Origin of the sequence: Neptuniibacter sp. CAU 1671 (assembly GCF_029222905.1) — a bacterium.
Lineage (GTDB): Bacteria > Pseudomonadota > Gammaproteobacteria > Pseudomonadales > Balneatricaceae > Neptuniibacter.
Map to the genome: position 1 here is coordinate 96,764 of NZ_JARHUE010000001.1, position 21,795 is coordinate 118,558.

Annotated in this window: 21 protein-coding genes; 1 reads left to right on the forward strand and 20 read right to left on the reverse strand. The window is 51.7% G+C overall.

Annotation, left to right across the window (positions count from 1 at the left end):
• Positions 1-9: 9 nt before the first annotated feature.
• From P2G53_RS00550 to P2G53_RS00635, 18 genes are all read right to left on the reverse strand, one after another.
• The gene (locus P2G53_RS00550) at positions 10-762 is read right to left on the reverse strand and encodes an SDR family oxidoreductase (protein ID WP_275812158.1); all 753 of its coding nucleotides are present in this window, start codon (positions 760-762) and stop codon (positions 10-12) included.
• 14 nt (positions 763-776) lie between these two features.
• Positions 777-1,823 carry a 4-hydroxy-2-oxovalerate aldolase gene (gene dmpG / locus P2G53_RS00555; protein ID WP_275812161.1) on the reverse strand — a complete coding sequence of 349 codons (1,047 nt, stop codon included), beginning with the start codon at positions 1,821-1,823 and terminating at the stop codon, positions 777-779.
• A complete protein-coding gene (locus P2G53_RS00560; RefSeq protein ID WP_275812164.1) occupies positions 1,820-2,743 on the reverse strand; it encodes an acetaldehyde dehydrogenase (acetylating) in 924 nt (307 codons plus the stop codon). Before P2G53_RS00560 ends, dmpG begins: the two co-directional genes overlap by 4 nt.
• A gap of 3 nt (positions 2,744-2,746) precedes the next feature.
• Complete coding sequence (locus tag P2G53_RS00565; RefSeq protein WP_275812167.1) at positions 2,747-2,971, reverse strand: tautomerase family protein; 225 nt, start codon at positions 2,969-2,971, stop codon at positions 2,747-2,749.
• Between the two features lie 20 nt (positions 2,972-2,991).
• Positions 2,992-3,786: a 2-oxo-3-hexenedioate decarboxylase gene (gene dmpH, locus P2G53_RS00570; protein ID WP_275812170.1), complete on the reverse strand. Its 795-nt coding sequence runs from the start codon at positions 3,784-3,786 to the stop codon at positions 2,992-2,994.
• Positions 3,783-4,580 carry a 2-oxopent-4-enoate hydratase gene (dmpE, locus tag P2G53_RS00575; RefSeq protein ID WP_275812173.1) on the reverse strand — a complete coding sequence of 266 codons (798 nt, stop codon included), beginning with the start codon at positions 4,578-4,580 and terminating at the stop codon, positions 3,783-3,785. Before dmpE ends, dmpH begins: the two co-directional genes overlap by 4 nt.
• Positions 4,581-4,589: 9 nt before the next feature.
• Entirely contained in the window at positions 4,590-6,050 is a 1,461-nt protein-coding gene (locus tag P2G53_RS00580) for a 2-hydroxymuconic semialdehyde dehydrogenase (RefSeq protein WP_275812176.1), read from the reverse strand.
• A 248-nt stretch (positions 6,051-6,298) separates the two neighbouring features.
• Positions 6,299-7,360 (reverse strand): phenol 2-monooxygenase domain-containing protein, encoded by a 1,062-nt coding sequence (locus P2G53_RS00585; protein WP_275812179.1) that lies wholly within the window; start codon positions 7,358-7,360, stop codon positions 6,299-6,301.
• Between the two features lie 12 nt (positions 7,361-7,372).
• Complete coding sequence (locus tag P2G53_RS00590) at positions 7,373-7,735, reverse strand: phenol hydroxylase subunit P4 (protein ID WP_275812182.1); 363 nt, start codon at positions 7,733-7,735, stop codon at positions 7,373-7,375.
• Positions 7,736-7,802: 67 nt separating this feature from the next.
• Positions 7,803-9,305 carry an aromatic/alkene/methane monooxygenase hydroxylase/oxygenase subunit alpha gene (locus P2G53_RS00595; RefSeq protein WP_275812184.1) on the reverse strand — a complete coding sequence of 501 codons (1,503 nt, stop codon included), beginning with the start codon at positions 9,303-9,305 and terminating at the stop codon, positions 7,803-7,805.
• Positions 9,306-9,325: 20 nt separating this feature from the next.
• The gene (locus P2G53_RS00600; protein ID WP_275812187.1) at positions 9,326-9,595 is read right to left on the reverse strand and encodes an MmoB/DmpM family protein; all 270 of its coding nucleotides are present in this window, start codon (positions 9,593-9,595) and stop codon (positions 9,326-9,328) included.
• Positions 9,596-9,607: 12 nt separating this feature from the next.
• Positions 9,608-10,591 carry an aromatic/alkene monooxygenase hydroxylase subunit beta gene (locus tag P2G53_RS00605; RefSeq protein WP_275812190.1) on the reverse strand — a complete coding sequence of 328 codons (984 nt, stop codon included), beginning with the start codon at positions 10,589-10,591 and terminating at the stop codon, positions 9,608-9,610.
• 32 nt (positions 10,592-10,623) lie between these two features.
• Positions 10,624-10,905 carry a phenol hydroxylase subunit gene (locus P2G53_RS00610; protein ID WP_275812192.1) on the reverse strand — a complete coding sequence of 94 codons (282 nt, stop codon included), beginning with the start codon at positions 10,903-10,905 and terminating at the stop codon, positions 10,624-10,626.
• Between the two features lie 68 nt (positions 10,906-10,973).
• A complete protein-coding gene (locus tag P2G53_RS00615; protein ID WP_345799196.1) occupies positions 10,974-11,897 on the reverse strand; it encodes a catechol 2,3-dioxygenase in 924 nt (307 codons plus the stop codon).
• A gap of 277 nt (positions 11,898-12,174) precedes the next feature.
• Positions 12,175-13,836, reverse strand: a complete 1,662-nt coding sequence (locus tag P2G53_RS00620; protein ID WP_275812199.1) for a sigma-54-dependent Fis family transcriptional regulator — start codon at positions 13,834-13,836, stop codon at positions 12,175-12,177.
• A gap of 172 nt (positions 13,837-14,008) precedes the next feature.
• The gene (locus P2G53_RS00625; RefSeq protein WP_275812202.1) at positions 14,009-15,799 is read right to left on the reverse strand and encodes a methyl-accepting chemotaxis protein; all 1,791 of its coding nucleotides are present in this window, start codon (positions 15,797-15,799) and stop codon (positions 14,009-14,011) included.
• A gap of 494 nt (positions 15,800-16,293) precedes the next feature.
• Positions 16,294-17,274, reverse strand: a complete 981-nt coding sequence (locus P2G53_RS00630) for a nitronate monooxygenase (RefSeq protein WP_275812205.1) — start codon at positions 17,272-17,274, stop codon at positions 16,294-16,296.
• A 5-nt stretch (positions 17,275-17,279) separates the two neighbouring features.
• Positions 17,280-18,503, reverse strand: a complete 1,224-nt coding sequence (locus tag P2G53_RS00635) for an acyl-CoA dehydrogenase family protein (RefSeq protein ID WP_275812207.1) — start codon at positions 18,501-18,503, stop codon at positions 17,280-17,282.
• A 95-nt stretch (positions 18,504-18,598) separates the two neighbouring features.
• Between P2G53_RS00635 and P2G53_RS00640 the strand changes: the two genes are divergently transcribed.
• Complete coding sequence (locus P2G53_RS00640; protein ID WP_275812210.1) at positions 18,599-19,606, forward strand: helix-turn-helix domain-containing protein; 1,008 nt, start codon at positions 18,599-18,601, stop codon at positions 19,604-19,606.
• A gap of 5 nt (positions 19,607-19,611) precedes the next feature.
• Here P2G53_RS00640 and P2G53_RS00645 read toward each other — a convergent pair whose 3' ends face one another.
• Positions 19,612-20,577, reverse strand: a complete 966-nt coding sequence (locus P2G53_RS00645; RefSeq protein ID WP_275812213.1) for a PDR/VanB family oxidoreductase — start codon at positions 20,575-20,577, stop codon at positions 19,612-19,614.
• 57 nt (positions 20,578-20,634) lie between these two features.
• Positions 20,635-21,699: an aromatic ring-hydroxylating dioxygenase subunit alpha gene (locus P2G53_RS00650; protein ID WP_275812216.1), complete on the reverse strand. Its 1,065-nt coding sequence runs from the start codon at positions 21,697-21,699 to the stop codon at positions 20,635-20,637.
• Positions 21,700-21,795: the final 96 nt, after the last annotated feature.

The window sequence follows — 21,795 nt, forward strand, 5'->3', positions numbered from 1 at the left end:
AGGGAGGGCCTATGGCAGACCCTTACGGCGCCCACTGTCGAGCATCAAGGTAGAGCCGGTCATGGCATCAGCCTCAGGTGCGAGCAGCATTGTCACTGCCCAGGCGACCTGTTCAGGGGTCGTAAACGCACTGATGCTGGACTCAGCCTTGAGTTCGTCAAACACCTCGTCCACTGAAACACCACGCTGATCGGCACGCGCCTGAGCGACGCGACGCAAACGGTCGGTATCTGCAGGGCCTGGTGCAATCACATGAGCCGTCACTTTACGTGGGCCATAGGCCAGACTGAGCTGACGCGAGACATTCACTAGTGCCGCATTGGCCACACCTGCAGACGCGGCATAGGCGGTCGGCTCAAGCCCATAATGACCGCCAATGGCAATCAGTCGTGAACCCGCCTGCAGCTGACTGTCGACGGCACGGGTCAGGCGCAATAAACCGCCTACTTTGATATTCACCGCATCCACCATGGTGGCGGTGGGAGCTTCAAGAATACCACCGGCGACACCGACACCCGGTCCATGCACAATCGCACGCACCGGCGCATCAATCACAGCAGCAATGGCATCAATCGCACTGTCATCTGAAATATCAGCAATACAGGGCACCACACCCGGACAGGTTTCGGCCAGTGAGTGCAGCGATGCGGCGGTACGTGCCACCGCAACCACTTTTAGATTTTGCTCCAGCAGGCGCTGGACAATCACTTGCCCAAACGCGCCTGTGGCACCTACAACTACAGCAATTTCCTGTTGAGACATATCTACACCTAAACTCAGCGCGAAACCGCTTTCAGCAAGCCACGTTCTTTGGCCATGGTCATGGCGGTATCCAGAATCATATCTTCCTGGCCACCGATCATTTTCTTGCGACCGAGCTCAACCAGTATGTCCCGGGCTGGCACGCCAAAACGTTCTGAGGCACGTTTGGCATGCAGAAGGAAGGTTGAATAAACCCCTGCAAAACCCAGCGTCAGCGAGTCTTTGTCTACGCGAACAATATGATCCATCATCGGGAAGATAATATCGTCAGCGATATCCATCAGTTTGAACAGATCTACGCCGGTTTCGATGCCCATACGTTCACAGACGGCCACAAACACTTCCAGCGGCGTGTTACCGGCACCGGCACCCAGACCGGCGACAGAACCATCAATACGGGTAGCGCCCGCTTCAATGGCGGCCAGAGAGTTGGCTATACCCATGCCCATGTTGTGATGGCCGTGGAAACCAATTTCAGTTTCCGGATTCAGTACATCTCGCAGTGCTGAAATACGTTCCTTAACATCTTCAGGCAACATGTAGCCCGCAGAGTCAGTGATATATACGGTATGGGCACCGTAGGATTCCATCAGCTTGCCCTGCTCTGCCAGACCCTTGGCATCATTCAGGTGTGACATCATCAGGAAGCCGGTGGTATCCATGCCCAGTTCACGGGCAAACGCGATATGCTGCGGCGAAGTATCAGCTTCGGTGCAGTGCGTAGCAACATGCACACTGCGTGCACCGCAATCAAAGGCTGATTTAAGCTCTTTCATCGTGCCCAGGCCGGGCAGCAGCAACACGGATACCACAGCCTGTTTCATCTGTTCGCAAACCGCTGAGATATACTCTTCATTACTGGCCAGCGCAAAACCGTGTTGCAGCGAGTTACCGCCGACACCCGCACCGTGAGTGACCTGAATATAAGGCACACCCGCGTCATCCATCGCGGTAGCAACCTTCACCATTTCTTCTACAGTGATCTGCTCTTTCTTGGCATGCATGCCATCACGCAGACACATATCATGCAGAATAATTTTTTTACCTTTCAGGTCGCTCATACCTCTGCCTCCGCTACGCTGGGTTTCAGTTGAATTTTTCCTGCCAGAATCTCTTCAGCAAACATTTCGGCAGTGCGGGTACCGGCAGCCGTCATAATGTCGAGGTTACCGGCATATTTCGGCAGGTAATCACCCAGGCCTTCCACTTCCATAAACACGGAAACTTTATTGCCATCGAAGTCAGGACCATTGACCAGCTTATAGCCGGGCACATATTTCTGTACTTCCTTGATCATCGCCAGCACGGATTCAATGATGTTTTCACGCTCAGGCTCACCCTCGGTCAGGCAGTAAATCGTATTACGCATGATCATTGGCGGTTCGGCCGGATTGATAATCGCCAGCGCCTTGCCTTTTTTCGCACCGCCCACAATTTCAATCGCATTGGAGGTGGTGAAGGTAAACTCATCCAGGTTAGCCCGGGTGCCCGGACCGATCGATTTGGATGACAGACTGGCTACGATTTCCGCATATTCGACGCCCTGAACGCGGGATACAGCATTCACAATCGGGATCGTCGCCTGGCCTGCACAGGAGATCATGTTGACGTTCATCTCAACCTTGTCAGCATGTTCTTTCAGATTGACCGGCGGTACACACAGCGGTCCAATGGCGGCCGGCGTCAGGTCAATCATCATGACCCCAAGTTCATTCAGTTTGCGGCTGTTTTCGGCATGCACATAGGCGCTGGTTGCATCAAACGCGATCTGAATATTGTCTTCAAGCACATGCGGCAACAATCCGTCTACACCTTCTGCCGTGGTTTTCAGACCCATTTCTCGGGCACGGGCCAGACCTTCTGATTCAGGGTCAATGCCTACCATCCAGACCGGTTCCAACACCGGACTGCGCTGTACTTTGTAGATCAGATCGGTACCGATGTTGCCGGAGCCAATCAGTGCGCAACGTATTTTTTTCATGGGTTAAATCTCGTCGTTAGTTGCAGCCGCTGCGTTCTGCTGATCACTGGCGCGACCTGCTTTTCCGGCGACATAAAACTCATCTTTCTGGTGTTCAGTGATCATGATGCGCACTGTTTCAGCTTTAACACCCAGACTGGACGCGGCCGCATCTGTAATCGCTTTTGCAGCTCTGGCCTTGTCTTCTGAGGTACGGCCCACCAGAAGATGCATTTCGATAATCGGCATAAAATGATCCTTAATTGTTATTATTCGAAACGGATGGAAACGGAGCCGAGCTCCTGGAAACGCGCTATCACGTGATCGCCCGCATTCACTGCGACTGCCGCGGTAATGCCACCACTCATGACAAAACTACCGGCAGGAAGGGACTCACCCAGGTGATGGAGAATATTGACCAGCATCGCCACGGCTTCAGCCGGATGGCCCATCACTTCTGCCGCCGCACCCATCTCAACAATCTCACCGTTTTTCTCCAGCACCACGCCCAGCGTGCGCAGATCAAGATCCTCGGCCAGACGGGGACGCCCACCCGCGACATAACGGGAAGATGAGCTGTTATCTGCAATCACACTCGGCAGGTCGAACTTAAAACCAGCAAAGCGTGAGTCGATAATTTCAATGGATGGCAGTACGTAATCCGTAGCCGCCATTACCTGCGCTGCCGTGCAGTCAGGACCGGTCAGGTCGTCTTTAGTGACAAACGCCACTTCACACTCAACCTTTGGATGCACCAGATCTTCTGTGGTGATCACTGAATTTTCAGGACGGAACATCAGGTCAGTCAGAAAACCGATAGAAGGTTGATTGACACCCATCTGCTGCATTTTGGCCTTGGAGGTCAGACCGGCCTTCCAGCCGATCAGCTTATGACCCTGCTCCTGAAACCGTTTCAGCAGTGACAGCTGCACGGCATAACCGTCATCGGCGGTCATCTCAGGGTATTCATTGGTTAGTTTTGGGATTGAGTAAGCACGGGTCTGCGCCCCTTCAACCCGTTCTGTCAGGCGGGTAATCGCCTCTGAGGACAGGGTGATATTCATACTGCGGATCTCCCACTGAAACTTACTCGACAACTGCCCAGACCGCCGATGGTGCAGACCAGCTCATCGCCATCTTTAACCGGGACCAGTTGTGATTGAGAACCGGACAGAATCACTTCACCGGCTTTAAACGGGATACCCAGCGTACCGAGGGTATTGGCCAACCAGGCGACCGCATTAACCGGTGAACCCTGTACAGCAGCGCCTACTCCGGTGGAATAGAGCTCACCGTTTTTCTCCAGCACCATACCCGCCAGAGTCAGATCCAGTTTGCGTGGATCGCCACGCTCATCGCCCAGCACATACACACCACAGGAGGCATTGTCAGCAACCGTGTCCTGGATCTTGATCTTCCAGTCGGTGATGCGGGAGTCGACAATTTCAAAACAGGGGACGACATAATCCGTGGCACGGATTACATCCATCGCCGTAATGCCGGGACCGTTAAGATCCTCTTTCAACACAAACGCCAGCTCGGCTTCTGCCTTAGGCTGAATCAACCCACCCAGATCAATATCAGCACCGTTGGCAAACACCATGTTTGAGGTGAGCTGACCGAAGTCCGGCTGATACACACCCAGAAACTGCTGCACGGCTTTACTGGTCACACCGATCTTTTTACCGACGATGGTTTCACCTGCCTGCAGGCGGCGCTCGATATAACGCAACTGGATTGCATAGGCTTCTTCCAGCGTAATATCCGGCACCTGCTCTGTGAGTGGAGCAATGGTGCTGCGGGCGACAAATGCTTCATACAATTTGTCACCAAACTGCTGTATCCGATTGATATCCATTAGGTTCCCTTACAGCTTGATGCAAATATTTCGGGTCTCGGTATAGAACTCGAGGGAGTGCACACCCCCTTCACGGCCGATACCGGATTGTTTAGTGCCACCAAAGGGGGTGCGCAGATCACGCAGGAACCAGCTATTGACCCAGGTGATACCCACATCAATTTTGGCCGCAACACGGTGCGCACGACTGAGGTTAGTGGTCCAGACTGTGGTGGACAGGCCATACTCTGTGTTGTTGGCCAGACCGATCACCTCCTGCTCGCTGTCGAAGGGGCGGATATGACAGCAGGGACCAAAGATCTCTTCACGTACCACCGTGGCGTCATCGGACAGGCCGGTCCAGATGGTCGGCTGAATCCAGTTACCACCCAACAGGGCTTCCGGCATCTGTGGCACACCACCGCCGGTCACGACGGTGGCACCCTCTTCTACTGCCTTGCGGTAGTAGGAGAGCACTTTTTCCTGATGCTCTTTACTGATCAGCGGACCGTAGTTCACACCCTGCTCCAGCGGCGCACCGTAATTAACGGCTTCTGCTTTTTGTTTCAGGGCCAGGACGAATTTTTCAAAGATCGGGCGCTCGACGTAGACACGTTCAGTACCCAGACACACCTGACCACTGTTCAAGAACGCCGACCGGAAGATGCCATCTACAGCGGCATCAAAATCAGCATCGGCAAACACAATACCGGCGTTTTTACCGCCCATTTCAAAGGACACATCACGGGTGCCTTCGGCCGCCGCTTTCATGATCGCAGTACCGGTACGTGTTTCGCCGGTAAAGGTGATGGCATCCACCATTGGGTGTTCGGTCAGATAGGCACCGGCAGACTCAGGACCAAAGCCATTGACGACGTTGTAGACACCTTTTGGAATGCCCACCTTGTTCATGACTTCACCCAACAGCGCAGCGGTCAGTGGCGTTTCTTCTGAAGGCTTAACCACCACGGTATTGCCGCAGGCCAGCGCCGGGCCAACCTTCCAGGTCATCAGCAGGAAGGGGGCATTCCAGGGTGAAATAACACCAATCACACCTTTAGGCACACGTAGCGCATAGTTAAGCGCACCGGCACCGTCGGGGGTGGTGGTCATAAAGGATTCTGTCGGCACATTTTTGATGACGTCAGCAAACACCTTGAAGTTAGCCGCGCCACGGGGAATAAACACATGACGCATCACGTGACTGGGCTGACCTGTGTCCGCCATCTCGGCTTCGACAAAGTCTTCGAAACGATGCGTGATCTCGTCGGCGACTTCGTAGAGCAGCTCAACGCGCTGCTCAGGAGACAGCAAACCCCACTCACCGTCCAGTGCCGTTTTAGCGGCTCGTACCGCCTGATCTACGTCGGCTTTGCCGGCTTCGGCAATAGACGCAATGACCTCACCTGAAACGGGAGAGACCTTATCAAATCGACGCTGATCGACACCGGGCTGAAATTCGCCATTGATGAAATTATTTACCGTGCGCATATAAGCTTAACCTGTTCGTATTGTTATGCGGTTTTGCTGCAGTAAAGCCTGAAGAAGGGCTTTGAACCAATTCTCAATCCAGCTTAATGAAGCATCTGGATACTATCTAATACTATTTATTCTCTATCTTAATACCCTTTAGGTATGCCAAGACTGCAATAAAAAAAGGAGCAGACCTGAGGCCATGCTCCAAGAGAGGGATTCGCCAAGTGCTTACGAATCCGATCGGGCTCATTGTCGAACGTTCCTTAAATCCGTTTAAACAGCGCCGACCTTTGCTGGTCTTCGGCACCGTCAGCTGCGGTAAGGAAACGCTCCATATGGATGTCACGCTCAAATAAGCGACCCTGCATCAGGGTTGTGATGGCCGCATCAATCATGGGCGGTGGCCCACAGAGATACGCCTTGTGGTTATCAAACCGGCCATCAAAAAACTGATTGGCGGCATCGTGTACAAACCCGGTGAAACCCTGCCAGCCATCACCTGCTTCCGGGGCATTCAGCGCCGGGATGTAATGGAAATTGCTGTGTTCTGCGGCCAGCGTCTCAAAAATCTCCCGGTTGTAGAGCTCGGCGACATTACGCGCGCCCTGGAACAGGTAGATCTGACGCTGATCACCTTCTTCTATCAACTCCAGAATCATTGATTGCGGACTCGAAAGACCGGAGCCCCCGGCAATAAAGATCACATCCTGATCATCGGATTTACGGGTAAAGAACTGTCCGTAAGGACCGGAGATTGCAATTTCATCACCAACGGCGAGTTCATTATGGATATAGGTGGTGCCCGCACCCCCTTCGACCAGACGCACATGCAGTTCAACGGTGTCATTTGCCGATGGCGGATTGGCAATTGAAAAAGCACGTGAACCCTCAACCCCCGGCAGATTGATATTCACATACTGACCGGCCTGAAATTCCATCGCCTGATCCAGACTGAAGGTCACACCTTTAATGGTTGGCGAGAGATCGACAATTGCCGTTACCGTCGCGGTATAGTCCTGCACCGGGTATCCGGCAAAATCGGGATCCACATCGATATCCGCCTCGATCACCAGATCAGACTCAGGCGTGGCGCAGCAGACCAAAATTTTGCCTTCATCCCGTTCCATATCCATCAGCGCAAAGGGCGAGGCATTTCCCAGATCCACATCCCCTTCTACCAACTGGCATTTGCAGGTGGCGCAGGTGCCATGGCCGCAGGCAAACGGCAACCATACGCCCTGCCGCAGCGCGGCATCCAGAATCGTCTGCCCCTCTTCCACTTCAATCACATCACCGGTGGGTTCTATCGTGACTTCATAACTCATGACCGCCCCCTATCAGATACCGGCGCCGGCGATACCCGTTAAACCGGGTGTCTGAAAACGCAGGAAACTCTTATGGTTGATGCCCTGATCGCCCAGGCTGACCTCTGGTTGCGGAATAAAAGGCTGGCCATCCAACAACCAGGTAACACTTGACCAGTCGATCTGATCCCACTCCGGATGCTGACTAAAAGCATTCGACACAATCTCTTTAAAAAAGACATCAAAGCGCATGCCGATCGGCGCCAGCAGGGAGAATGGGCTTGAAAACAGCAGATGGTGGTCCCAGCCGATATACACCAGCTGGTTACCATGAAAATTTTCTACGCGGTCTTTAATTTCGCCTGTGTAATCAGGCTTAAGTGCATATACGGGCATGGTTCTTCTCCGTATGGGGCCACCCGAGGTGACCCCTGATTATTATTGTATGTGTCGCTCAGTCTGCTCAGGCAACGCCTTTCCACTGCTTCCAGCGTGCTTCGTCCGGCGAGCCTTTCATATCCATATTGTCGGCGCCCATTTCAAAGCGGTAGTAATCCTGCAGAATCTCCGGCAGACCCGGACCACCGCAGTTACCCTGATAGATCTGATGCACTGGCAGCCAGGACTGTACGTACTTCTCTGGCTCTTCCTCGAACACGTCTTTACAGCCGTCTGAGCAGAAGTGGTACTGATCACCTTTGTAATGGCTGCAGCGGTGTGCGGTCAGGGTTGGATCATCCATTTCCGTGAACAGCAACGGAATCTGGCAGGTGGTACAAAGCTGTGGCAGTGTGCCGTTGTAGAAACGTTTACCTTCGGCTTCCAGTTTTTTGGCGTATTCCCAGCGCGGGCGGTAATACTTATCGAAGGTGTTCGGGTATTTCTCACTCAGCCAGTCCAGTTCTTCATCCGTTGGAATCCAGGTATGGAAACCTGCAGCCTGACCGTAGGTGTAGAAGGTCCACCAGGTCTGATGCGAAATGTGCTCTTTCTCTTTGCGGATCTGTTCAGCGTATTTCGGCATGCGAATACCGTAACGGGCCAGATCCTTGAACAGCGCACCACCGGCCTCTTCAAAATAAACTTCCCAGCCCTCTTTCCAGCTCATCACCTTGTTGGGCAGCATGTAGTCCATCATCATGGCCACCACGCTCAGCAGACGTGAGCCGCGCCAGAACCACTTGTCGATCCATTTCTGCACGATCGGCACGTTGTCTTCATGCTGCTCCAGCAGGAACTTGATCACTTCCAGACCCAGGGTCATGTGACGGGCTTCATCGGACTGAGCCGAAAAACCAAAGGTCACGGTCGCCATATCGCCGTTGTAAGCAGCACCCGACATAAAGGGCACAAACACCAGATTGGTCAGCACATATTCAAAGCTGAAACCGATCGCCACCAGAAACTCGAACGGACCGCCGGAGCGGGCATCGTTGAAGAAGGATTTAGCCACCGACAGGTACCAGACTCGGTCCTGCATGTGAGTCCACTCTTTAAAGCCGTCAAAGAACTTGTTGTAGTGGCTCATGGCGTGGACCTGAGTCTGCACATGGCGCAACTCGTCCAGTGACTGCATCTGACAGGCGACCCGGGCACCGACACCACCAAACTGACGGCCGGTGTGAGCGAAGCCCTGATAGGCTTGATATTCCAGTGGCGTGATGCCGGTCAGGAAAATCTTGATCGCGTTGATATAACGCGGATCCGAGACATTCAGGTGGGCATTGTTCTGCGAGAACGCGTCAAAAATCGCATAGAGTTTTTTCTCTTTTTCCGCCTGGTACTTCCAGTAAGAGTCCATGGTCAGACGGAACGGATCTTCCCATTTTGACCAGTCGGTAATCTTGATCCCTTCAAACTCTTCAAACGGAAACGCCTTCTTACGGTCTGCATAGGAAAATTCCCAGTCCAGATCCCGCGTCAGCAGGCGGTATTTCTCTTTCATGTTCAGTTTTTTAGCTGCCATTGTCGTCACCTTTAAATTTATTATTCGTTCCAGGTGAGAGTGAGGCGCTCATCGTCCTCATCCACGTTGCCACCCAGGGTGACCAGATTCAGGTGCAGTTCCTGCACATCCCAGTCACGGCCGAGTTTTTCTTCCACCGTTTCCCGATTCACGACCATGTAATTTTCTGCCTCGATACGAATCATCGCCGGGTTGTGAATGATGGTGATTTCCGGATTGTCTTCTTCAACAGCTTCAAGAATGTAACGGGAAACATCGTTGTCCTGCAGAACCAGATATACTTTTGACATGGTGACCTCAGCTTACTTAATACCGGCTTTTGCCAGACGTTTATCCAGATTCTGAAGGGCCATATTCAGGGCCTCTTCTCCCAGCATTTCGCGGGAAACCGCACTCAATGCTTCAGCAACCTGACCACGCCAGGATTCAATCCAGCCGGTAATCAGGGTCTTATTGGCGTCAGATTCCGCTACGGCGATTTTCAATACAGCATCCACCCAGCGGTTAGTATCCTTCGCCCAGTCACGCATAAATTCAGTCAGCATGCCGATATCCTGAGCACCCTGCTCTGTCAGCGCGGCGTCGTACTGCTCAAAAAACAGGTCATATACCAGGGAGTCCATCACCACATCCTGAGCGATAAACAGCTCAAACCAGTCTTCGGTGGTCAGCATCTCTTCACAGAGTTTGCGCAGTGGCTGCCAGTAAGGGGCTTCCATCCACAGCTGCTTGGCCTCTTCCAGTGCTTCGCCAGTGTTGCCATCCAGCAGCAGGCCAATACGGGACAAGTACTGCGCGACGCCCAATCGGTCCATACCGTTGTACAAAAACGCCTGGGTCAGCGCAGTGCCAAAACCATAGGAGGAGCAGTACATGTTGTTAAGATTGGCGGTGTGTTCCACATGACGCAGTGGCACCAGAAAACGGATCAGCTGACCTTTAACTGTTTCAGGCAACAGGCGGGTAAGATCACGTTTTTCGAAGAAACCGTAGTTGTTCTCGGCGTTCTCTTGCATTTTGGCGCGCTGCTGCACATAGGTGCCGTAGTAAAACTGACGGGGATCCTTAAACGCATACCAGTCGTTCATCTGTAGCGCAGTGCGACTGGCGTCGGTCAGTTCACGGTCCTGATCCCACAATGGACGGTAGTGGAAGTTCACCAATGGCTGAATGTCATAGGTGGCTTCCTGATAGCGGGTGGCAGGTTTATCACCAAACCGGCGCTGCAGGTTGGCAAAGGTATTGCGAACCGGCTCCAGGGTTGATGTTTTAATTTCGATGCTCATGGGGTCACCTGGTTATTGTTATTGGGTGTTACTCAGGAATGGCGTGCATGATTAGCGGCCATCAACGTTTCTTCTCCGTAACGCCACTTTTCCATTTCCTGGTCGATCTTTTCCATCTGCGCCTGGGTCATAAATTCCACCTGATTAGTGGTGCAGAAGGACTCAAATGCCTGTTTGGGCAAAATCAGTTCCACAAACAGCTCGGGTGAGCTGATCGCAAAATCAAATTCAATAAACTTGCCGTTGTCGCTGCGCACACGAACGTATTTCTTCAACGTCGCATCCGCTGAATTCGGTGTATGTTGCGTCCGCATAAAATCGCCCTGTTTTATGTTGAACCGTTGATCAGATGGGGACGGACCATGCCGTCCCCGGCTAAAGATCAGCTGACAACAGTCAGGAAGGTCTCATGCAGCTTGCGCTGCGGATAATCGAGACCCTGACCAAAGTTATCGAAGGTCCAGGTCAGGACTTCCCAGTCTGGGTAAGGCTCATAGCCGCCCATAAAGGTCTCGAAACGGTTGCCGGAAGGGTCCCAGGCATAGATGGTGCAACCGCGGGTGATGCCGTGACGGGTTGGGCCAATATCCACGGCCACATCGTTCATGGACATGATGTCACCGGCCCGCAGTACCTGTTCCCAAGTCTGCATGCGGAAAGAGCAGTGATGCAGCTTGCCCGGCTCCGGATACTCGGCAAAGGCGATATCGTGAGCCTTATGCGAACAGGACAGCCAGATGGCCAGTTCCATTTCACCGTCTTCACCCAGCGCACGCTCCACCAGATAGAAACCCAATACATCCACTAAGATTTTTTTGTTCTCAGCAATGTTAGGGCCGTAGAGCAATGCATGATCAAGGCGAACAGGGGCGATTCCTTTTTCGGAATTTTCACACCAGGGCCCCGGATTTTCAGTGGGTAAGCCATTACCGACTTTGGTTTTGGTGGCGTAGAGTTCAAACTCATGGCCGGATGGAAGGGTGAAACGCACGCGCTCACCGGTTTCAAGCAGGTCACCCGCGGGCAGACGCCGAGTGGTGACACCGTACTCGTTCAGATCAGCTTCAAATTTATCCAGAGTGGCTTCATCAAGCACCTTGAACCCGATGAAATCAATACCGGCCTGATCAGCTTCGCGAATGATATAACTGCTGTGATCGTGCTCATCCCAGCATTTAAAGTAAACCCGGCCCTGATCATCACGTCCGGTTTCTACAAGGCCCATAACGTCGCCATAAAACTTGACTGCTTCTTCAAGATTCAGAACGCGAACCTGGGCGTGGCCTGGACGCAAAACGCCAGTCATAGCCATAGTGATCTCTCCTTACTTATTTTTATGTTTAGAGCAGCTGTGTGCTGTGCACACGTTGCTAGACTCTATAAAAGCAATCAGGAGACCAACTATGCTAACTGTATGTTTTTAGTATTTTTTATTATTTATGATGTTGGAAAGAATTTTTATTTTTTACAATTTTGTAACCTTCAAGCAATCGTAATTACAAATTTGTAAACAGCAATTATGCAGATTGTGCAAATGCAAAATAATTGACAATTTTGCAATTCGATAACCTGGCCAAAGAGTATTACTGCCCTTGTTTGGATAATTTATAGGCAACCTGGCGACGCGTCAGACCCAGCAATCGTGCGGCTTCCGAGACATTCCCGCTCGCTCGCTCCATCGCCACATTCACCAGACGGTCTTCAAGATTTTTCAGATTGAGTTCTTCATTGGGAAGAACTCTTAAATCAATCTGATGACTCAGACGATGGTCATCGCTGACACCACCATCCGGTTTGACTGATGCCAGGGTTTTAGCATCACTGTTTATTTTGAGTTGCTCCATACCGATCCAGCCATTTTCCGGCAATAGCAAAATCGCACGCTCAATCACATTTTCCAGCTGTCTCACATTACCGGGCCAATCATAATGCGTCAGTTCAGCCATCGCTTCGTCAGTAACCCCCATCACCTGTTTAGCATAAACCGGCGCGTATTTATCAACCATCGCTTTGGTCAGCAGTTTGATATCCGTTTTACGTTCACGCAGCGGCGGGATCTCCACCGGATAGGCAGAGAGGCGGTAATACAGGTCGGAACGAAATAGACCCTCCTCGATCATCTGATGCAGATCGACGTTGGTAGCCGCAATCAGGCGAACGTTGACCTTACGGATCTTGCCATCACCCAACCGCTCTACTTCACCGGTTTGCAGTACACGCAGCAACTTAACCTGCGCCGCCAGCGACATCTCCCCTAACTCATCCAGAAACAGCGTGCCACCATCGGCACGTTCAAACTTCCCCGGCCTGGATTGCTGAGCACCTGTATAAGCACCCTGACTGACGCCAAACAGTTCAGCTTCAATCAATTCACTGGGAATGGCACCGCAGTTAATGGGGATAAAGGGACCCGATGCTCGGTCGCTGTTCTGGTGCAGCCACTTGGCAAACACCTCTTTACCGACACCGGTTTCTCCGAGTAACAACACGGAGATTGGTGCCTGCGCGGCTTTACTCAGCAGATCAAAACAATGTTTGAAGCCCTGAGATTCGCCCACCAGATTACCCTGTGCAGGGACTTTTGAACGCTTGCCACGCAGTTCATTGAGTTCCCGTTCGATATCCACCAGTTCCTGCTGGACAACTTCCGGACGGAAAAGATCGAGGTATTGTGGGTCATCCCAGGCTTCTGCAGGTTTACCGACCAGAACACAATGTTCATGCCCCCGGCAGACACATTCGATCTCTTTAAACACAATAAAACGTTTGAAAAAGGCGGTCACATAACCGGAGGCATAGCCGGTCAGGTTCCAGCACACCGAATGCTCGCCGGTACCAAACACTTTAAGGTGGGCTTCAGCTTCAACCGACTCTTTACAGACCGCCCGACCATAGAAGATACCCTCCTCCCAGTCGATATCTGCATCTGTCACCTCTGGCTTCACAATGCCTTCAAAGGCATGCAGTTCAGGACCCACCCGAAAAACCTCGAAGTTGTCCGCTTCACCGAAGGATTTTGCAGCCAGGTTGGCATCCATCTGACCCGCCACAAAACCCATACGCAGCAGCGTGCCCTTAGCTTTTTCAATACCGTAGTTTTCGATCAGGTCGCGGCGTAACTCGCCAAAGGCAGCTGCGTGAATCAGCATCATGCGGTTCTGTCCCAGCCAGATATGACCCTTATCAAGGTCAAAATGCAGGCTGGAGCGTAGGTTGAGGCGATCTAACAAACGTTGTTTTGTCATTTTTGTTATTTTTCTTATGAATGCGTTTTATTGAATCTAACGTTTTTACAAAAATGTAAAAATAGTGCATTAGAAGCAAAAAATACGCATTTTAAAAATAACAAACCACGTTATTTACAAATTTGTCACTTGCCGGATCAGGGATACAGCAACGTCAGCAGATGCTGTTACATCAGTCCTTCAATAACAACTCTGGATCAAAGCCCATAATCAGGGCGCCCCAGTGCCTGCCGTTAATGTAGGCAGGAATAGACAGCTCACTGAGAATCTGACCGGTATCCCGAATATAGGTCTGCAACATGAAGGGCTGATTATGCGTTGCCCGACGTTGCTCAGAACGGGTGTTGAAGTAAATTCGGCGGTGGCGACTCTGAGCATTGTCCACCTTGAAATCACCACGTAGAGGCTGGGATACGGCGCGGTGATGGGTGCCGATATAGCCATTTTTATCTACCAGCACGGCATAGATAAACTCAGGATTTGCCGACAAAAACGCATCAAACCGTGGCTGCAGTTGGGCATCAAACTGATCGTTGTAACTGACGGCAAACTTTGCAGGCTCCTGGCCGGGGTTTTGTCGCTGATAACGTTCGTCAAACACATCACAATGCCCGGCCAACTGGGCCAGTAAAATGTCTACCTCAGCCTTGAAACCACGCCCTTTCTGAATCAGATGCTCAAACGCACCGTAGCCGATGATAAAGCGTGACAGCAGCTCCTGGCTCTCTTCTGTAGAGACCTCCAGCGCATTGGAATACTCCTGTGAGCAGTCCATTTCGGATTTAATGCTGGTCGAGATCGATGTGATCTGCTGCACATGTTTATGTGCTTCTTTATTGGTATAAGACAGCTCTTCAATCGCAGCACTGATGCCTGCGAGCTGACCATTGACCAATTCAAAGTCACTGACCATCTGGGCAAACTGGCCTGTAGTCTGCTCAATAAATTGCCCCGTCGTTTCCACGTAACCCAGAATATCTTCTGCGCTGTCATTGGTATTGGATACCAGCGATGACATTGCGGTAATGCTCTGATCAATATCGGTAGTGGCCTGACCCACCTTCTGCGCCAGATTACGCACTTCATCAGCAACAACGGCAAAGCCGCGCCCTGCCTCACCCGCACGAGCAGCCTCGATGGACGCGTTAAGGGCCAGCAGGTTGGTCTGGTCGGAAAAATCCTGCACCATGCTCAGGGTCTGGCTTACTTTACGCGAGTTCTCCTGCAGGCTGTGTACCGTATGCTGGAACTGGTGGAGCTGGTCCCGGATCGCATCGACCTGCTGCTTGACCTGCTTCAGCTCTTCACTGGAACCACGCACCTCTTTCAGATTCGCTGAGTTCTGTTCACTGATCTGCACCGTGCTGCGGGCAATATCTTCGATGGCCTGGATCGCTTCATTACTGGACTGGAACACAGACTGAGCACAGGATTCCTGATCACCTGCTTGTTTATGTGCCTGACCAATCACCTGTTTTAACCGGGCGGCAGCCAGCGCAACATTCACACTACGGGTCCGGGTGTCAGCGATAATCTGTTTCAGGTTGTCAGCGAAATCATTATAACTGGTCGCCATAACCGAAATTTCATCATGGGTATAGGCTGGCAATGTGGCGGAAATGTCACCGTCTTTTTCCTTGATAGCCCGAAGTACGCTGGTCACATCATTGATCGGACGCAGAAACAGATGGCGCATAAAAAAGATGGTAAAGATGCCTGCCACAAGCGCAAAACTGACCGTCACAATCCCTACCAGCCAAAATTCATTCAGGCTTGCATTGAGTACCTCCCTGCCAACAGCCGAGAGCTCTACCGAGTCCAGTTCGGACTGCAGGCGACGACCATAGACCACGCCAATGCCCAGAAGCAGCACATGGGGTGCCAGCAGGAAAAGCACATTGCCGATGATTTTTTTACTCAGGGAATTGAAGAAGCTTTTTTCAATGGCGGTATACAGGCTCATCCACTCGTACTCTTTTATTGTTATTGTTAAGCCGACAACTTACTCAAACAGTCAGCCCACATCAGACAATAGTCTAGGCCGGTGTTTTAAACAAAAAACATGCCACTGTCCAGAGCCAAATTAAAACAGATTAAAGTATTGATTTTATTGGTAAAAATAATTTTATTATTACTTTATTAATATTTGAAAAACCTAAAATTTGGCACACTGTCACACAAATGACACGCTTTGACACAGTTGGTGCCTAATGTAACTTCTCCCAATTCTGCCCGATAAACAGGGGTATTTAGAAAACTCGGAGAGTTAATTAGGATTTATTTTGGGTTTATAGATGGATGTTTGAATTCTCGAATCTGGCTGAGAGTAAACTGGAGAATCTGGATCTCTGTGGGCAGACAGGCGAATGATGACGTAACCTGAGTAAGGGCACTAAACTACATCCAGCTGATAAAAAATCCTGCGGCATTAGCCCTGTCAGACAGGGCTATCTATATCTAACAATCGCTTTCAACTTTGCTTTGAATTGCACGCTGGCTCGCTAATGCCTGCGCAATGATCCGCTCCACCAGTTGCGACACTGATGGCGCATCACTGATCAGTCCCTGAGAGATGCCGGTCCAGAAGATGCCTTGGGAGAGATCACCGCTGGCAAGTACCTCAGCACCTTTAGCACCTGACACCCAGGCGGCAATATTACTGAACTGTGTACCCGCAACCGCCTCCTGCTGCGCTACTTTCACGGCAACGTCATTACGGTAGACCCGCGCGGTATTACGAAAGCTTCTTAAAATCAATTGAGTATCGGCTTCACCGGCTTCGATCAGCACCTGCTTAAGCGCGGGATGCACCGGAGCCTCTTCAGTGGCCATAAACCGGGTCCCCATGGCTATACCACATGCACCAAGCGCCAGTGCAGCGATTAAACCCCGACCATCGGCAAAACCACCGCAGGCAATGACCGGTACTGATAACTGATCCACCGCCCGGGGCACCAGTACCAGTGAAGGAACATCCTGCTCACCGGGATGCCCGGCAGCCTCAAACCCATCAATGGTGATCGCCGCACAGCCGAGTTTTTCTGCCTTAAGGGCATGTTTAACCGAGGTGCACTTGTGAATCACTTTGATACCCGCCGCATGAAACAACGGCATCAGTGCTTCCGGACTGCGCCCGGCGGTTTCGACCACCCGTACACCTGATTGTGCAATTACCCGGGCATAACCTTCATAATCCACCGGTTGCTGGGTAGGCAGCAACGTCAGGTTTACACCAAACGGCTGGTCGGTGAGTTGCTGGGTTTTTTCAATCTCATTCTTCAGATCTGTCGGAGATGGCTGGGTCAATGCACTGAGAAAACCCAGTGCACCGGCATTAGCAACGGCGGCCACCAGTTCAGCGGTGGCTACACGTTGCATACCACTCTGGATAATCGGATGGCGTACACCAAACAGTTCTGTCATTGCCGTCTTAAACATCACTATCACCCTGTAATTTCTTTGCCGAAGATCTGACGCGCCACAATCATGCGCTGAATTTCATTGGTTCCTTCATAGATCTCGGTGATCTTGTAATCCCGGTAGACCTCTTCGACCTTGTAGTGGCTGCCGTCAGCTGACAATGTGCGCATATAACCATAACCACCAAAAATCTGGATCCCATCGCGGGCCATATCCCCTGCCAGTTCAGTGCCATAAAATTTCGCCATCCCCGCTTCCGGCTCAGCCTGTTTGGCACCCAGATCAAGTCTCAGTGCAGCTTTCAGGTAGAGGTTTCTGGCGTTTTCAATCTGTGTTGCCCGGCCGGCCATCAGGAACTGCCAGTGCTGAAACGCACCAATTTTCTGGCCAAAGGCTTCCCGTGTTTTCAGATGCTGTACTGAGTGATCAAACACCACCTGCGCCATCCCGACCCCGGTAGCCCCTATACCAATCCGTCCCAGGGCCAGCGCCGACAATGCTCGTTTTAAGCCATCCCCGGCATTGCCTACCCGATGAGTCACCGGCACTCTGACCTGATCAAAATGCACATCGGCGGTGAGTTGGCCTCGGTTACCGAGCTTGAGGTCTGGCGTACCTACGGTGACACCCTCGGAATCTGTATCAACCAGCAGCAACACCATGCCATCAGTTTCACTTTTACAGAGCACCAGAATAAAACCGGCAACCGGCGAGTTGGTGATCCAGCGTTTATGACCATGGATGACGTAATGGTCCCCATCACGATAGGTCATGGTTCTGACTGAGCGTGCAGAAAGATCGGTACTGGCGGCAGGTTCAGTGGTGGCGAAGGCACCGACGGTTTCCCCATTGATCACTTTACTCAGGTAGGTTTTACGCAGCTCAGGGGAAGCATATTCCAAGGTTTTTCCGGCCAGAATGCAGTGCACATCAAAAATGGCTGCAATGGAGTTACTGTGATAGGCCAGCTCCTCACAGGTCACAGCGGTTGCCAGAATCGGATGTGCCAGGCCGCGGCCACCATCAGCTGCACTATAGGGAATCTGGAAAAGGCCTTTTTCAGCCATCCGGTCAAAAATATCCCGTGGGAAGTTTTCTACCGACTCATCGTTATGGGCAATTTCATACGCTCTGGGAGCGATAAATTCATCGGCAAACGCGCGCACCTCCTCCCGGATAGCCTGAATTTCAGGGGGTGATATCAGGTCATGATAAAGCGTGTCAGAAAGTCGTTCTGGCTGTGACATGGTCTGCTCCATTGTTTTTATTTTCATCAGTCTAGCGAGATGACAGGAAGCAGAGTAAAGTCTTATATGACATTAACTATGCGATAAATGACAAAATGCCTCATGTTGCTCTGTTGGTACTGGATAACTGCTATCTCTCCAGCCTGACCGGCTTAATGGATCTGTTTCAGGTGGCTAATGCACATGCCAGAAAACAGCTACCACAGCATGCAGAGGCCTTTACCTGGCAGTTTTTATCCATGGACGCTGCGACAGTTCAGGTCAGTGGCGGCTTATCAATTGCAGCCGACCCAATCAGGACACTCGCTGATATAGAGTTTGATCTGATCTACATTCCCGGCATCTATTACCCGGGTCAGGTCAAGTTTGCGGATTATCTGGAGCAACACCGGCCCCTGTTTAACTGGCTGAAGCTAAGGCATCAGCAGGGCGCCCTGCTGGCCGCCAATTGCACCGGGACCTTTCTATTGGCTGAAACGGATCTGCTTGACGGAAAAAATGCCACCACCACCTGGTGGCTGGAACGTCAGTTTCGAAAACGTTATCCCAATGTCGCGCTGGATATTCGCCAGATCCTGACTGAGGATGCCCGGCTGCTCTGCGCCGGTGCGATTACCACCCACCATCACCTGGCCCTGAAAATGGTAGAGCGCTTTTATAACCAGCGGATTGCAGAGTTAACGGCAAAAGCACTGCTGGTGGATTTTGGACATCATGTGCAGCAGCCTTACCAGAGTCTGATCAGCGACAAAGAACACGATGATCCGCTGGTGGGCCGCGCACAGTATCTGCTTCAGGAAGCGGTTAACCTCGAACTGACCATTCAAGATTTGGCGAGCCAACTTTCAGTGAGCCCGAGAACACTGATAAGGCGTTTTAAGGCAGTGTTGGGTATTCAGCCCTCGACCTATCAGCAGAACTTACGACTGGAAGCAGCAAAATATCTGCTGGAACACACCCCCATTCCGATTGAAGAGGTGGTGCTGGATGTGGGTTACGAAGATCCGAGTTCATTTACCCGGCTGTTTCAGAAGCGGGTCGGCCTGACGCCTTCGCAATATCGCGAAAAATTCCGAGGCCAGACCCGTTCAGTTTTATCCTGAGCGCGTTATGCGGGGAGTTTTACAGTCAAACTCGGGGTATTTGCACGGGAACAGCACGGCGTAAAACTGTTATTAGCCTCACGTTCAGCATCCGTCAGGAACATATCCCGGTGATCAGGCAAGCCCTCTTCAACGCTCATCAGGCATGAGCCACACACACCCTGCTCACAGGAGAAAGGCACCTCCAGACCACAGCGCTGCAGAGCCTCAAGCGCCGTTTCATCAGCGCCGACGGTGATCACCTGATCTGTATCGCTAATCCGCAGATCAAAACTCTGATCACTGTCATGCACCAGAGAATCACTGCGACTGAACAGTTCATAATGAATATTACCGGCCAGCCATCCAGCCGCTGTGGCTTTCTCCTCGATGGCCCGGATCAGTCCTTCAGGACCGCAGACATAGAGATGCTTACCGGCGTTGGGTGATGCCAGCATCGCATCGAGATCGAAGCGCTGGTCAGCCTCGGCATCGGCGTGCACATACATATCCTTGCCACAGAGTTTATCCAGTTCAGCTACATAGGCTGCGCGGGACTGCTGCCGGGTCAGATAATAGAATTTAAATGAATTATTTTCTTTAACTGATTGTTTAATCATTGAATATATCGGCGTAATACCGATGCCGCCAGCAACAAACAACAGCTCCTCAGCAGGTTCTAACGGGAACAGGTTACGCGGTGCACCAACCCGAATCTGATCACCCTGCTGGTAGTTGTCGCACAGCTGACGGGAGCCTCCGCGCCCTTCTGCTTCCCGCAAAACGGCAATCTTATAAAAGCCCGTTTCGTCCGGCCCGTTGGTCAGAGAATACTGGCGGGTCAGTTCCGGACTGACACAGACATCCAGATGTGAACCCGGGCTTGGCACCGGTAGTTCACCCCCTTCCACCGACCGGAACTCAAACTCAAAAATATCTTCAGCAACCTGCTGCTTGCTGGTGATCTCAACTAAGAACTGTAAATCAGACATAACGCACCCATAAGAGAGGTTCGCCCTGCAAACACAGGGCGTAAATAGAGAGATAGATTAAGCCTGTTGCTCTTCGGCAATCAGCTTATCAAGGGTGCGTCGCACGCGCAGGCTGCCTACATCACTGGACAGCAGCACTGGATTCAGCTCCCAGAAGTCCTGATCACCCATCTCCCGATACTGGGCTTCCAGTACGGGTTTATCTTCCTGGGTGAAGGCCTCTATCATGCCTTCCATCTTCATACGGTTGTATTCGCAATCATCCATTTTGTAGTTACGTGAAGACGCGAAGAAGTAATGCGTGGTGTGTTCAGTTTCAGGTGTCACTGCGTGGAAGTCATACAGCACGGCACCGTCATTGGTGAAGTCACTGCTGTCCTGTACCGCACCCACTTCCAGCGTCATAGAAGCCGGCGCCTGCCAGACCACCTCGACAAACATCTGGGCGGCATCTTCGGTGCGCGGCATATGTTCACGGAACAACAGCATGGCCGGTTCCTGTGTCCAGTCCCAGCGGATCGAAATACGGTTGTTATCCAGCTCTTTTACCTGAGGCACCTGCGGGCTGAGTTTACCGGCAGAGTTCAGCAGCGGACCATGCAGGTGGTCCACATGACTCAGGTCCATCACATTATCCACCACCAGATCATAACGGCACTTGTTGTACATATAATCATGCCCAACAGCGCTCTCCGGGTTCTCGGTGTAGATACTCAGGTTGCGTACCATCGCAGCGTCCGCTTTTTCCTGATCACCCATCCAGATCCAGATAAAACCATCACGTTCAATGATTGGATAGGTCTGAACTGCACAGGCCTTGGGGATTTTGCCGTTGCCATGGGGGTTATGCACGCACTCACCCTGCGCATCAAAGTGCAGACCATGATAGTGACACTGGATCACATCACCCAGGCGTTTACCCATGCTCAGGGGCGCAAAACGGTGTGGGCAGCGGTCACGCATGGCAATAACCTGTTTCGCTTCGTTGCGATACATCAGTACAGATTCATTTAACAGCTTACGTGTAAACAGCGCCTCATCATCGACCTCTTTTGAAAGAGCGGCGATATACCAGGCATTACGCAGGAACGGAGAAGTGGTTTTATCTGAGGTTATGATCATGTGACATCACCTTATTATTATTTTGGATGTAATTAATTAACGGTCCTTTCGTACCTGATCAGACAATTGCAGGAAGGGTGCCAACTTATATGGATT